11 protein-coding genes, 1 tRNA gene and 1 riboswitch are annotated in these 13,145 nt (G+C 64.3%); of the genes, 7 read left to right on the top strand and 5 right to left on the bottom strand.

The annotated features are described in order from the left end of the window. Nucleotides 1-161 precede the first annotated feature (161 nt). A complete protein-coding gene (locus tag PKE80_RS04095) occupies nt 162-698 on the top strand; it encodes an adenine phosphoribosyltransferase (protein WP_271181404.1) in 537 nt (178 codons plus the stop codon). 148 nt (nt 699-846) lie between these two features. On the opposite strand, the gene PKE80_RS04090 is transcribed toward PKE80_RS04095, so the two are convergent. Beyond that, nucleotides 847-2,193: a malonyl-CoA decarboxylase domain-containing protein gene (locus tag PKE80_RS04090; RefSeq protein WP_271181403.1), complete on the bottom strand. Its 1,347-nt coding sequence runs from the start codon at nt 2,191-2,193 to the stop codon at nt 847-849. 285 nt (nt 2,194-2,478) lie between these two features. Between PKE80_RS04090 and PKE80_RS04085 the strand changes: the two genes are divergently transcribed. Both PKE80_RS04085 and PKE80_RS04075 read left to right on the top strand, forming a co-directional pair. Continuing rightward, nucleotides 2,479-2,552, top strand: a tRNA-Gly gene (locus PKE80_RS04085). 425 nt (nt 2,553-2,977) lie between these two features. Continuing rightward, complete coding sequence (locus PKE80_RS04075) at nt 2,978-3,193, top strand: hypothetical protein (protein WP_271181402.1); 216 nt, start codon at nt 2,978-2,980, stop codon at nt 3,191-3,193. Nucleotides 3,194-3,312: 119 nt separating this feature from the next. Here the strand turns inward: PKE80_RS04075 and PKE80_RS04070 are convergent, their stop codons facing one another. Beyond that, on the bottom strand, nt 3,313-3,462 hold the full coding sequence (locus PKE80_RS04070; RefSeq protein WP_271181401.1) for a hypothetical protein: 150 nt from the start codon (nt 3,460-3,462) through the stop codon (nt 3,313-3,315). Between the two features lie 52 nt (nt 3,463-3,514). Further along, complete coding sequence (gene proP / locus PKE80_RS04065; protein ID WP_271181400.1) at nt 3,515-5,041, bottom strand: glycine betaine/L-proline transporter ProP; 1,527 nt, start codon at nt 5,039-5,041, stop codon at nt 3,515-3,517. A gap of 326 nt (nt 5,042-5,367) precedes the next feature. Here proP and PKE80_RS04060 point away from each other — a divergent pair, with 326 nt between their 5' ends. From PKE80_RS04060 to PKE80_RS04045, 4 genes are all read left to right on the top strand, one after another. Continuing rightward, a complete protein-coding gene (locus tag PKE80_RS04060; RefSeq protein ID WP_271181399.1) occupies nt 5,368-6,588 on the top strand; it encodes a phospholipase A in 1,221 nt (406 codons plus the stop codon). Nucleotides 6,589-7,013: 425 nt separating this feature from the next. Continuing rightward, entirely contained in the window at nt 7,014-7,169 is a 156-nt protein-coding gene (locus PKE80_RS04055) for a hypothetical protein (protein WP_271181398.1), read from the top strand. Between the two features lie 181 nt (nt 7,170-7,350). Continuing rightward, nucleotides 7,351-8,181 carry a 23S rRNA (adenine(2030)-N(6))-methyltransferase RlmJ gene (locus PKE80_RS04050; RefSeq protein WP_271181397.1) on the top strand — a complete coding sequence of 277 codons (831 nt, stop codon included), beginning with the start codon at nt 7,351-7,353 and terminating at the stop codon, nt 8,179-8,181. 173 nt (nt 8,182-8,354) lie between these two features. Beyond that, complete coding sequence (locus tag PKE80_RS04045; protein ID WP_271181396.1) at nt 8,355-8,675, top strand: hypothetical protein; 321 nt, start codon at nt 8,355-8,357, stop codon at nt 8,673-8,675. 222 nt (nt 8,676-8,897) lie between these two features. Here PKE80_RS04045 and PKE80_RS04040 read toward each other — a convergent pair whose 3' ends face one another. Next, complete coding sequence (locus tag PKE80_RS04040; RefSeq protein WP_271181395.1) at nt 8,898-10,952, bottom strand: TonB-dependent receptor; 2,055 nt, start codon at nt 10,950-10,952, stop codon at nt 8,898-8,900. A 172-nt stretch (nt 10,953-11,124) separates the two neighbouring features. Continuing rightward, nucleotides 11,125-11,372, bottom strand: a riboswitch (cobalamin riboswitch). A gap of 472 nt (nt 11,373-11,844) precedes the next feature. Continuing rightward, entirely contained in the window at nt 11,845-13,134 is a 1,290-nt protein-coding gene (locus tag PKE80_RS04035; RefSeq protein ID WP_271181394.1) for a purple acid phosphatase family protein, read from the bottom strand. Nucleotides 13,135-13,145: the final 11 nt, after the last annotated feature.

Here is a 13,145-nt window from a genome sequence, read left to right as displayed (position 1 = left end):
CCGCGGCAATCCAGCGCAGGGCAAACGGCTCTGGATTGCTTCGCTTCGCTTGCAATGACGAAGGGTTTTGGCGATGCCCTACTTGCTGCTAAGGGCTCCGGCGCCCCGCCATCCACGGTGATGGCGGGGCGCTTTGCTTATGAGCTGCCGGAGATGCAAAAGTGACCGTCGAAGACCTCCGCCAGCTGGTGCGCACGATCCCCGACTTCCCCAAGCCCGGAATCCTGTTCCGCGACGTCACCACCCTGATCGGCCACGGCCCCGGCTTCGCAGCGGCGGTGGGGCACATGGCGGACCGTGCCGAAGCGGCGGGCGCCGAGGTGATCGCCGGGATCGAGGCGCGCGGCTTCGTGTTCGGCGCGGCGATGGCGGCGCGCATGGGCCTGCCCTTCGTGCCGGTGCGCAAGCCGGGCAAGCTGCCGGTCCCGGTCCTCGCGATCGACTATGCGCTGGAATACGGCACAGACACGCTGGAGGTCGATCCGGGCGCGGTGCCGGACGGCGCCCGCGTGGTGGTGATCGATGATCTCATCGCCACCGGCGGCACGGCGCTGGCGGCGGTGGAACTGCTACGCCGGGCAGGGGGTGAGGTGGTGCATTCGCTCTTCGCCATCGACCTGCCTGACCTCGGCGGCGCGCAGCGGCTGCGCGATGCAGGCGTTCCGGCCGAGGCGCTGATGGCCTTCGAGGGGCATTGAGGCGCTAAGGGAAAAAGCCCACCCCTGCCCCCTCCCGCAAGCGGGAGGGGAATGAGAGGTCGGGTTTCCCCTTCCCGCAAGCGGGAGGGGCAGCGAGACTTAGTCCGCAGGACTTAGTCGCAGCGGGGTGGGAGGGTGGACCTGCCGCTCACGCCGCCACCGTCTCCTTGGCCTTCTTCCCACCCTTCTTCGCCCCGCCTTCCGGCTCCTCCAGCAGTGTTTGCACCGCCTTCGAGGTGACGACCGTGCCCAGTTCGGTCAGCGCGAAGAAGTTCGCCTCGATGTCGGCCAGATCGTAGAGGTAGTTCACCATGACCCCGTGCGCCTGCTTCTGCCCATTGGCGGAGAGGTCCGCATTGGCATGCACCGCCTCAAGCCGCGCGCCGTTGCCGAGGTGGAATCGCGCCACCGGATCGAGCGGCTGCCCGCCCTTCTTCGCCTCGACCAGGTAGCGCGCTGCCAGCCTGCGCAATTCCTGCGCGCCGGGGACCGGAGCATCGGCGTCCTGCTCCTTCGCCAACCACTTGGCAAAGCCCGGCACCGGTGAAAGCGTGGCGAACGTCTTGAGGTGCGGCAGTTCTTCCTTGAGCAGCCCGACCACGCGCTTGATCAGGTGGTTGCCGAAGGGGATACCCTTCAGCCCGACCTGGCAGTTGCTGATCGAATAGAAGATCGCGCAGTTGGCCTCGCGCGGGACGATCGTCTCACGCTCCTCGGAGATGATCTCGTGGATGGAGCCGGGAATCTGCTGCGTCAGCGCGACTTCGACGAAGATCAGCGGATCGTCCTGCATCTGCGGGTGGAAGAAGCCGTAGCAGCGCCGGTCGACCGGCTCGACCCGGCGGCGAAGGTCGTCCCAGCCCTGGATCTGGTGGACCGCCTCGTAGCGGATGATGCGCTCCAGCAGCTGCGCGGAGCTGTCCCAGCCGATCCGCCGCAGTTCGAGGAAGCCGGCATTGAACCAGGCCGTGAAGGCGTTCTCCAGATCACGGTCGAGCGCGGCCAGGCCTGAGGTGGAGGCCGAGCGCGGCACCGCCAGCAAATCTTCGCGCAAGTCGATCAGGCGCTGGGTGCCCTGCGGCGCCAGGTTGAGCTGGTTGATCAGCCGCCGGCTGGGCGACTTGCTGGCGACGTTGAGAGCGAGGGCGGAAGCCTCGTCCCGCTTGTCGTTCCATCTGGCGATGGCCTGGTCGATGGCCTTGGCGTCGGCCGGGTGGAGGTCGTGCACCTTGCCGAGAAACTCCTGCCGCGCGGCAAGGTCGCTCGCTTCGTAGAGATCGAAGAACGCCGAGGCGAGCGCCGGTCCCGAAGCCCGCCCGCGCAGCGAAAGCAGGGCGTCGGCAAGGTCGAGCAGGCTCTCCCCGCTCGCGGGCCGGGGGGCGACGCCGATGCCGCGCAGCAGCTTGCCCAGCCCGGAATTCATCAGCAGATCGAGCGGGTTGCGCCGCCGCGCGGAAGCGGTTTCGGCGGGAGTGCGCGTCCGGGGCGTGTTCATCAGGACCTCGTTCTCGTCAGCTGCTTTGGGACGTCAGGCTATCATCGCTGCACCTGCGAGAGAATACGTCGAAGCCGGGATGCGCGACGTTCGGGGCAGGAAGAATGGTCCGGATCGGCAGTTTTCCGTGCCTCTGGCCACAGAAGCCGCCGGGGCGATCCTCGGATGTGCGCCTGTCATGTTGCAAGAATGCAAGAGAGGCGTTGACGTCGATGCCCCGACCGTGGCAAGCGCCTCCCACGACGCGGCCCGGGATACCACGGGGCTCGCGGTACGGCGCGATGAGCGGGTATAGCTTAGTGGTAAAGCTCCAGCCTTCCAAGCTGGCTATGCGGGTTCGATTCCCGCTACCCGCTCCAGCCACCCTTCCAAAATAGCCTGAAAATGCTATGAAACCCGCAGAAAACCAAGACTTTTGTGTCTTGGTTCGTCCGGGTATGACCACCTAAATCCACCCCCATCCGCCCCATATAGGGGCCAAACGGGGGCATGGCATTTTCCGGGCGATTAGCGTGGCCCCCCAAGCGGGGGCCACGCCGCGGAAAAGGCAACGAATCATGGCACTTACCGATGTCGCTATCCGAAACGCCAAGCCACGGGCCAAGCCATACAAGATGGGAGATGCTCTGGGCCTGTTCCTTCTCGTCCAGCCGACCGGGGGCATCTTTTGCACCGTTTGGCCCGCGCTGGCGCAAGCTCCGATGGAAGGGATGACGGTGGCGGTCGTAATTAGGTAACTGCACCGTGCTGGCGGCAGAGTCGCGCCAGCGACTGGAGAATGTTGATGGCTGCCGAGAATTTGAGCCCTGAGCACGAACGGAACGCTGCGATCTATGTCGCTGTGATCGATGGGGCGACCTTCGGCCAGCTTGCCGGACGGTATGGCATCAGCAAAGTCCGGGTGCAGAAGGCCTACGCTCGCGAGCGCACGAACGCTTGGGAAGCGCGCAAGCGTGGTGAGACCAGCTACCTTGATCGGCCCATACCGGCGGACGTTTGAGGCATGCGGCATTAAAGGCACGGATCCGACGGCGCTCCTCGCCGAAGAGCGGACGGCAGAATTGCTGTCACAGCACTGGGTATTTTTCGACCGGGCTCCATGAGTACCCGCACGCCATCTCATCCGCGATCGAGCCAGTCGTTCCCTTTCTCCGGATATGCGTCGAGCGGCCGGGCGCGGGCCGGATCAGGACGTCTGCCGGGCACCTCGTCCGCCTCGTAGACACCCTGCTGGTCGATCTGGGGAAGCCCCATCTCCCAGAAGGTCAACGTCCGGAGAGGAGAAGGAGTATCGAGGGCGATCGCCGCAACCGGTTGATAGTTAGGTGAGTCCGCGCGCGGGTAACATTGCGCCCATGCTCCCCCGGGTGCTCTGCCGTTCGTCCCCTTCCGGCGCCGCCAATCCGGGCAGAGCGGTATCGACCGTGACCGGCTCGTCGCTCTTCGCCAGCGCGACAGCTTCCGCCTGCGTCGCCACCGACGGGGGCGATCCTCGCAACGGCATGCCCGCCGTCTCCTTCACCGTCAGCATCGTCAGCAGCCCGATCGTCGCCGCGCCCATCAGGTAATAGGCGGGCACCAGCGGATCGCCGGTCTTCTCCACCAGCCACGCGGTCAGCAGTGGCGTGGTGCCGCCGAACAGCGAGACCGAGACGTTGAACGCGATCGACAGCGCACTGTAGCGCACCGGCGTGTAGAACAGCGCGGGCAGCGTCGAGGGCATCGAACTGGTGAAGCACACCAGCGTCACCCCCAGCAGCATCAGGCCGAGGAAGATCAGCCAGTCATTGCCGGTGCCGATCAGCAGCATGCACGGGATCGACAGCACGATCAGCGCGGCGCAGGCGCCGATGATCATAGGGCGGCGCCCCAGACGGTCGCTGAACCGGCCGCCGAGCACGTTGAGCGGCATCATCACCACCATCACGAGAATGATGAGCAGCAGACCCTTGCTTGTCGCATAGCCCATCGTCACGCTGAGATAATTGGGCATGTACGTCAGCAGCATGTAGTCGGTGACGTTGAACACCAGCACCAGCCCCACGCATTTCAGCAGCTGCGCGCGGTGGCGGCGGAACAGGTCGCCCAGCTTCGGGCGGTCGACCTCGCGCTTGTCGACGTCCTCGGCATAGGCCTGGAAGGCGGGTGTCTCCTCCAGCTTCAGGCGCATGTAGAGGCCCAGCAGGCCCAGCGGCCCGGCGACGAGAAACGGAATTCGCCAGCCCCACGCCAGCATGTCGGCGGGGGTCAGCGTCATCTGCAGTGCGGTGACGGTGCCCGCGCCCGCGATATAGCCGCCCAGCGTGCCGAATTCGAGCCAGCTGCCCATCTGCCCGCGCCGCCGGTCGGTGGAATATTCGGCGATGAAGGTCGCCGCGCCGCCATATTCGCCGCCAGTGGAGAAGCCCTGCAGCAGCCGCGCCGCCAAGAGCAGCAGCGGCGCCGCGATGCCGATCTGCGCATAGGAGGGGATCAGCCCTATCGCGAAGGTGCCCGCCGCCATCAGGATCATCGTCAGCGCCAGGATCTTGTGACGCCCATAGCGGTCCCCCAGCGGACCGAACACCAGCCCGCCGAGCGGCCGCACCAGAAACGCCGCCGTGAAAGTCGCGAACGTGGCGATCAACTGCACGCTGGCGCTGCCGGTGGGGAAGAAGACGTGGCCCAGCGTGATGGCGATGTAGCCGTAGACGCCGAAGTCGAACCACTCCATCGCATTGCCGAGCGCGGCGGCGCCGACAGCGCGGTTGAGGGTGGATCGGTCGACGACGGTGACGTCGTCCACGGTCAGTTCGCTGCTGCGCTTGAACCAGCCGTATTGGGCGCTGAGCGCCTGGCTAGCGGACATGTTTTTCTCCGGTTTCCGCCGAAAGCGAGCGCGGATAAGGCGCGCGGGTGCACATGACGGATGCGGCCGACGAACGGCCATGGATCTGAAGCGACGCCGAAAACGGCATCAAGCGGGTCCGGCGGTCCCTAGAGAGGGAATCGCGGGAGGGGGAAACGGATGGACGAGCTGTGCGCCCACCGGGGTGAAGCGAGGGTTTTGAGCCGTTTCAACGGCAGAACGCCGCGATGGTTCCCCCGTGCGGCGGCGGTGCCGTTCACGTGTTTCGCTGCCGTCTGCCGAATTACGATGGAAACCCCGGGGCTGCCGGGCCACAAGCTGCGCTTATGAAGACATCCCTGACATTCGTTGCCGGACTCGCGCTTGTCGCCGCTCTTTCCACCCCCGCCTTCGCGCAGGAGGGGATCGAGGCGCTGATCGGGCAGGTTGCCCCTGATGCGCAGGGTGGCGCGCAAGTGGACGTGCGCCTGCTCAATACCGGCATCGCCGCCGCAACCGCCACCCTGCCTGAAACCGTCGAGGCGCGTCTGGCTCACGCGGGCGCCTTCGGGACCGGCCGTACTGTCATCCTGCACCGCGACCCGGATGACCCTGCCGTGCGCGCGATCGCCCCGGGCAGCTTCGCGAGCGTGCGCTACAGCCTTGCCGCCGATGGGTTCGAGAACGGTGCGCTGCTGTCAGTGCCCGCGTGGGGCGGCCAGTCGGTGACGCTGGCGGCGGCGCCGAACGTCGCGGCACCCGATAGCGCTCCGCAGGTTGCCGCCACGACGGGTGCGCCAACGCCGCCGGTCCCGGCCACCCCGCCGCCGAGCGACCGCACCGTAGGCAACGCCTTCCTCGCCAACCTGAGCGCCAACGAGCCGATCTACGCCGTCTACGGCCCCGGCACCGACGACGAGGCGCGCATCCAGCTCAGCTTCCGCTACCAGCTGTTCGGCAGCCGTGCGCGCGAAGGCGGCAAGTCGCTCGGCGACGGGCTCTATTTCGCCTATACCCAGCGCATGTTCTGGGATCTGGGCGCAAAATCCTCGCCGTTCCGCAACATAGATTTCCAGCCAGAGGTGTTTTACGTCACCCCGCCCAAGGCGCTGTCGGACGCCGCCACGGTCAGCGCGCAAATCGGCATGCGCCACGAATCGAACGGGCGCGACGGCGATTTCTCGCGCAGCCTCAACACCGTCTACATCGCGCCGATGGCCGCCTTCTCACTCGGCGGCGACCTGCGCCTGACGGTGGCACCGCGCGCGTGGTTCTACGCGGGCGACCTGTCGGACAACCCGGACGTGCGCCGCTATCGCGGCAACACCGGCCTGTTCTTCGAGATCGGGCAAGAGAACGGCATGCGCCTCTCGTCCTCCAGCCGGTTCAACTTCGGCAGCGGCAAGGGCGCGATTTCGGCGGACATGTCGTATCCGCTGCGACGATTGTTGGGCGGCGGTCCGGACTTCTACCTCTTCGCGCAGAGCTTCACCGGCTATGGCGAGAACCTGCTCGACTACAACAAGCGCGTCAGCCGCCTGCGCCTCGGCGTGGCGTTGGTGCGGTGACCCGCCGGGACGGTGTCGTTCCCGCGGCATTATCCACCCCAGTATTCACGAGCGTGCAAAGCCAGGTTTACGATCCGGAATTATAATCCGTTCGAAAGGATAGAACTTGGGCGGTAGAACGTCCGAAATATGTCGCGATTGATTTTCTCCAATCTCTAGCGGCTCGATTTGGGACTTTCGCGACTGTTGCTTCTGAGCTCACGAATCAAGAGACCAGGCACTCTCAGTGTTCCGATTGCTAACCATCCTTTGGCGTCAGCCGCCCTTGTTTCGGTTGTTCACGAATAAACTCGCTCTCCTCCAAGCGGTCGTTCTTACGTGATTTCGGATAATGGCGGTTGTAACGGGTGGCTACCGCCCAATGGGCCTGAAAATCGCCCAAAGCGTTCTTGACCCGCGCGCGACACATCCCACAAACAGCTCTGATGGATCATGATTTCGCCAACTTATCCCAGTCTCAGTTCGAGGATCTTTGCCGCGATCTGATCGGTGCTGAACTTGGGGTTCGGTTCGACGCCTTCCCTGAGGGGCCTGACGACGGCATGGACGGGTCGGTCTCTACCTCCGATGACGATCGCTAACGCAGCCTTGGAGCCTTACGCCGAAACGCGATGTAGGATTCTATATTGAGTACCGGATTGGTTACTTTAATCGCATCGCGCTCCGCTTCCGCGCCTAACAAGAAAGACACGATCATAACTTCGCTTTGCAGAAGGTTCAGCAGTTCGTTTAAAGGCTGATCGTCAGAATTTTTGAGCCGCAATGAATTATCGCCATTCCTTCCATGCCGGCAATAGCGCCGATGTCGTCAAACACAGCCTCCTCATCGCCTTGGTGCGGGCCTTGCAGCAGAAGCCGGGCGCGCTGACTCTGATCGATACCCATGCCGGTTGCGGGCTGTACGATCTTGGCGGTGACGAAGCTCAACGCACCGGCGAGGCCGCGCACGGCGTTCTGCAGGCCTTTGCGGACCCGAACCCCTTGCTGGACGACTATCGTGCCGCCGTGCAGGCGGTAAATGTGGGGGGAGAACCCCAGCTTTACCCCGGCTCGCCTCAGTTTCTGACGCAGCTTTTGCGCGAGCAGGATTTACTGATCCTCAACGAAAAACACCCGGAAGACGCTGACACCCTGCGCGGCGTGATGCGGGGCACCGGTGCGGCCGTGCATCAACGCGACGCTTACGAACTGTGGCTGGCTATGGTGCCGCCCCGCACCGCGCGCGGGGTGGTGGTGGTCGACCCGCCCTATGAGCAGACGGACGAACGCGCACGCATCGCCACCACCCTCTCCGCCGCTCACCGCAAATGGGCGCATGGCGTGACGGTGATCTGGTATCCGCTGAAAGACGGCGCCACGCACCAGCGATGGAAGGCGCAGTTGCGCAAGCTCGGCATCCCGAAATTGCTGGTGGTGGAGCATTGGCTCTACGATAGCGAGCAGCCCGGCATCTATAACGGCGCGGGCCTCTTCATCGTCAATCCGCCCTACGCGTTCACGCAAACACTGGCTCCACTGCTGGAAGCTTTGCGCGCGGCGTTAGCCCCCGAAGGACACAAGGGCGAGATTATATGCGATTGGTTGGGCGGCTGAAATGCCCCTATCCTTCCCTTCTTTCGGAGGGGGGAAGGGCCGGGCGCTGAAGGACGCCGCCTGCACAGGCAATCAGCCTGCGTTCGCCGTATGCCTAAAGGAAATGGGCGCGTATCAGGCGACGATCATGAGGGAAGGGTGGAGTGTAGCTGCCGGTATGCTAGAGGCATGTCATGCTTCACAAACATGGCCGTGGCGGCACCGTCGAAATCGATGGGTTCAAATATGACTGGGAACTCCTCACCGACCCTCAATTATCTTCTTCCGATGGCTGGAAGGGCATGACGGTGTCCCTGCGTCAGCACGACATGCCACGTGAAGCAGTGCTGGAATTTCCGGCGCCAAAGCGCCTGTTGAAAGGATTGCCGAAAGGGCGATTGCATATCAACGACACGATTGCTTCACGCGGCGTGCGAGCAGCATTGTCGGCAGGATGGGATCCGACGTCGCGAGGCAAACCTATTGTATTTATGGTCGATGCCAACGGCGACTAAGCGGACGCAAATCGTGGACGCGCACACCGCAGATGTAAACTTAGTCGGACAAGATAGTGCCATTCCTACTTCGTGACCGACAAAGCAGACGGGCTGCACCTGGGGAATGGAAATCGGCGATTGAGCGACCAACCAGGGTCGGAACGGATCTTCGCATTGAGTAGAATCGCAGCACGACCACGCCCTGCCCTGCCGAACGGCGGGGCAGGGCAGGGCGTTTGATCAGAATGTGAAGCGTGCGCCGATCTTGAACGTGCGCGGCTCGATCACGCGGCTGAGACGCCCCTCCACCGGGCCATGGGTGTCGAACGCCGGGATGTAGGATTCGTAGTAGTACGCGATGTCCTTGTCGTGGCTGTCGAAGATATTCAGCACCTCACCGTAGATCTCGATCTTGCGGCCCTTCCATGCGGCGCGGGCGTTGACGATCGTGCTGCCCTTGTCGCGCACCGAATTGTCCTCGATCAGCGGGTAGGGCCCCAGATGTCGGACGCGCACGCTCGCCTCCCATGAGTCGAGCACGATCGCCGCGCCGGCAGAGACCGCGTTCTCGACCGCGTTGGGAATGCGATCGCCATTGTCGTAGCGCGAGTGACTGGCGACATAGCTGCCGTCGAGTGCCAGCCACGGCAGCGGCCGCCAGAACCCGACTACCTCGTAGCCATGACGCTTGCTGGCGCCAGTCGGCTCCACCGCGTTGGAATCGCCGACGAAGCGCAGTTCGCTGCCCACGTCGAGCCACCAGTACGTGGCCGTCAGCGAGACGGTGCCCAGTTGCAGGCGCCCGCCCAATTCCTTGCCGGTGCCGCGCACGAGCACGGGCACGGGGGATTCCACGTTTATCGCGCCGCGCACGTCGTTGGAGTGGAAACCGCGTCCCCAGTTGGCGTAGACCTCGAACTGAGGGACGATCTCGTAGGCTGCAGATACCTTGGGTGATATGATGGAATCATGCCCACTGCCGGTTCCCAGATCGGCCGCCACGGCATCTCGCGCGCGAACCGTGTAGCGGTAGTAATCTGCCCGCATGCCGCCGGTCAGCCTGAGGCCACGCGCCGGCTTCCAGGTCGCTTCACCGTAGAGCGCGCCGGACAGTTCCTCGACGTGGTATCGTCCCAGTGAGGACAGGAAGGCGCGGGTGTCTGCGCGATTTACCCCGACATTGCCGATGTGATCGTAGCGGTTTTCGGTTCCCACGCTCAATTGCAGCGTCGAGTCCACATCCCACTGCTTGCGCGCGGTGAGGCCCACGATCCAGCGCTTGTCGAACTGGTCGATCTGCGCACTGGTGCCATCGGGATCGGCGTACGTCGGGTTCGAATACATGTTCCAGTTGTAGTACTGGGCATAGACATTCGCGTTCCAGCTCGGCTGCCGCATCGCGATGTTGCCAACCCAGCGTGTGGTGCGGCCGCGCGCCGAAGGATCGGGCGAGCAGAACTCGTCAGGACACAGCGCGCTGCCGATGATCCGCTCCGGGATCTGCTCGGTCGGCCGCCAGGTGGCGTGGTAGGCATGGAGCGAAGCTTCGAGGGTGCCTCCGCCGGTGGGCGCGGTGTACTTCGCGAAGCCGGAGTAATGCCGAAGGTGTTCTGCCTCCTGCCAGGGCCCGTCATAGCGCTTCGCCTGCCCCACCAGCGTCAGGCTGCCACCCGCCACATCCTTGACGGTTCCACCGGCGGCCAGGCGCCCCGACATGTAGGATCCCCCTTCGACCGAGATCCACGGGCGGTCGAACCCATCGATAGTGGTCATGGAGGCCGCGCCCGCCAGTGCGAAGTCGCCGCCATCGGCGCGGTACGGTCCCTTGCGAAAATCCTCTCGGGCGACGACCTCGGGGATCAGACCGTTGAGATCGAGATAACCCTGACCGTGACCATGGCTACGCAGGTTCATCTGCACGCCGTCGATGTAGGTCGTGAAGTCGGTGCCGTGATCAAGGTTGAAGCCGCGCAGGAAGTACTGGTTAGCCTTGCCGCTGCCCGAATGCTGCGCCGCCACCATGCCGGGCACCGCCTCGAGCAGTTCGGCGACCCGCAGCAGCGGACGGACCAGCAGGTCGGATCCGCCGACGCTACCTTCGCTGGCGGCATGAGCGGTGCCGATCTTGGCCTCGCCGCGTCCGAACACCACGATCTCACTGGAGCCGCCGGGTGCGATGTCGGCGGGGACCTCTTTGGCTTGCGCTGGCACCGTCGCCAGTACCATTGCGCTGCCAGTCGCGATCCCTGTCGCGATGCGCACCAGCGCAACGGTTGTCATCAAATTCATCGTCATTCCCCCCGGGCGCCTGCGACTGGGTGGGAGACGTGCCGCCATAAAGACGGTCGGCACGCGCCTGCGGCCGGACGCCGCGGGCGACCGTCTGCGCGAACCGATGCGGCCTCCACCGCTGGTTCGTCGCTCGAACGGAATGATTCCGGGCCCTGGCCACCCCCTGGACCACGGCATGAGCGACCAGACGCAGGCAGGTCTCCTGGCTCACGGGTCAACGCAGCGATGCACGGCCTTCCCAGGCCTCGCATGTTGCAGCGTCCGGCCCAGTGACTGGCGGCAGGACCCTTCGCCCCGCCGCGCATATGCATCGCGCTCACCGCTTACAGTTGCAGGGACAGCCTCGGATTCGAGGGGCAAAAACCCCTCTCACCGCGTTCCCTTTTAAGCCTCTTTCGAAGCACCGGCGCGATCTCGTCCGCGCCGATGAGGGCGCAGGCACAGCGCGCTATCCCAACCCTTCCCAAGACACAAGAGTGTCTGATTGGTCGCAGAATGTTTTTGGAAATATCGCGCGGCGCCGCAGCGGAAAGATTGCGGATATAAAGAAAGCAGACAAGCCGGAGTAGACGTAGGCAATCCGAGTCTGAGTGTCAGCTAAGGATCGACGGCAGTAGCGATTGACAGGCACCTTATGAGCACTGCCCAGCCGGGTATTGGTAATTATAAGTAACTGTCAATATGGGGGCTGTACCATTCGTCGATCGTAAGGCTGCGCCAAAACTCTGTCGATATCCCGATTTTTTAAAGGATTTCATGCCTATCGACACGATCAGTTCTAACACCTCGCCTTTGCTATCCTCGGGCAGTTTAAGAATCCTCGTCGCGATGGCTAAGGTGTCCGTCGCGGCGAGGAAAGCTTGCTTCCGAACTGATGGTTTCCAGATCCCGGCCGTCAACGTGTATTTTTACGCAGCGAGACTTCGTCGAGCGCTTCGCCGGTGGCAGTGTAGGCGCGGTAGGTCAGGTGATCCGGAGTCACATCGATAACTTGATAGGCCTGCGTGCGTGACGCCGACTTGCGCGCCCAGGTCAAGCTGCCGACATCGTACATTTTGGGACCGGCCACCGACACCGCATACGTTGAGCCGGCATCGTCGGTGGTCGGGCCATCTGGGCCGATTGCGCCGCGTGCATAGCCATGGTCGTGGCCCTGCAGCACCAGATCGACCTTGTACTTGTCGATCAGCGGTTTCAGTGCCGCGCGCACTTTCGGGTTGTCGCGGCCCGGTTCGCTGGAGAACAGCGGGAAGTGCAGGAACATCACCGTCCAATGGCTGGGGTTGTGCGCCAGAAGGCCATCGAGCCACTTGATGATGGATTTCCTCGCCTTCTCATCGCGGTCGACCTGCATGGAATCGATCGAGATCAGGCGCAGGCCCTGATAGTCGGTGTACCAGCTGGTTTCGCGGCTGGCGGGAACGTCGGCCGGGCCGTCTTCGGGCAGGGTGAACTGGCGGCGCCACTGGCCGTTGATCGAGGAGCCGGCGCGGGCGGTCTCGTCCTTGACGTATTCGTGATTGCCCGGCGTCGGCATCTGCGGGGTCTGGGCATAGAGGAAGCCGCCGGCCGTGAACCATTCGCCCCATTCGGCGTCGCTGTCGTGGCGGTTGATGAGATCGCCCGCATGGATCGTGAACGCCGCGTCGCCCGCCTGCCGGAAGGCCATGCGCAGCGTGCGCGAGGCTTCGGACAGGATCTGGTTCTGCATGTCGCCCATGTAGATGAAGCGGAACGGCTTCGCCTCGCGCGAGGCGGTGCGGAACTGCAGCCATTCGGACCAGTGCGTGCCGTCGCCCACGCGGTAGGCGTAGACGGTATCGGCCTGCAGGCCCTTCAGCACCGCCGAGTGATAGGCGGCACGGAAGGCGGGGTCCTCGCGCACGGGCAGGACGGCGTCGTCGGTCGTCGCGGCGAGGGTCATCGGGGATTTCACGAAGTCCGGGCTGCTGGTCGCCACCGCATATTGCACCTGCCCGGCAGAGCCCGGCGCCGAGCGCCAGGTCACCGCCATCTCGCTCGCCGGGTCGGCGGTGAGATTGAGCACGATGCGCTCGGGGTTCACCGTCGCCGGGGCGAGGATCACCGCAGGGGGCGCGGCGGGAACGGCATCAGCCGCCCCCGCCGCGCTGAGGGGAAACGCGCTCAGCAACAGCGCGCTGGCAAGGGTTCGGGTCGCAGTCATCCTTGTTCCCC

Source organism: Novosphingobium resinovorum, from assembly GCF_027922145.1.
Classification (GTDB): Bacteria; Pseudomonadota; Alphaproteobacteria; order Sphingomonadales; family Sphingomonadaceae; genus Novosphingobium; species Novosphingobium resinovorum.
This window is presented reverse-complemented; position numbering and strand designations above follow the sequence as displayed.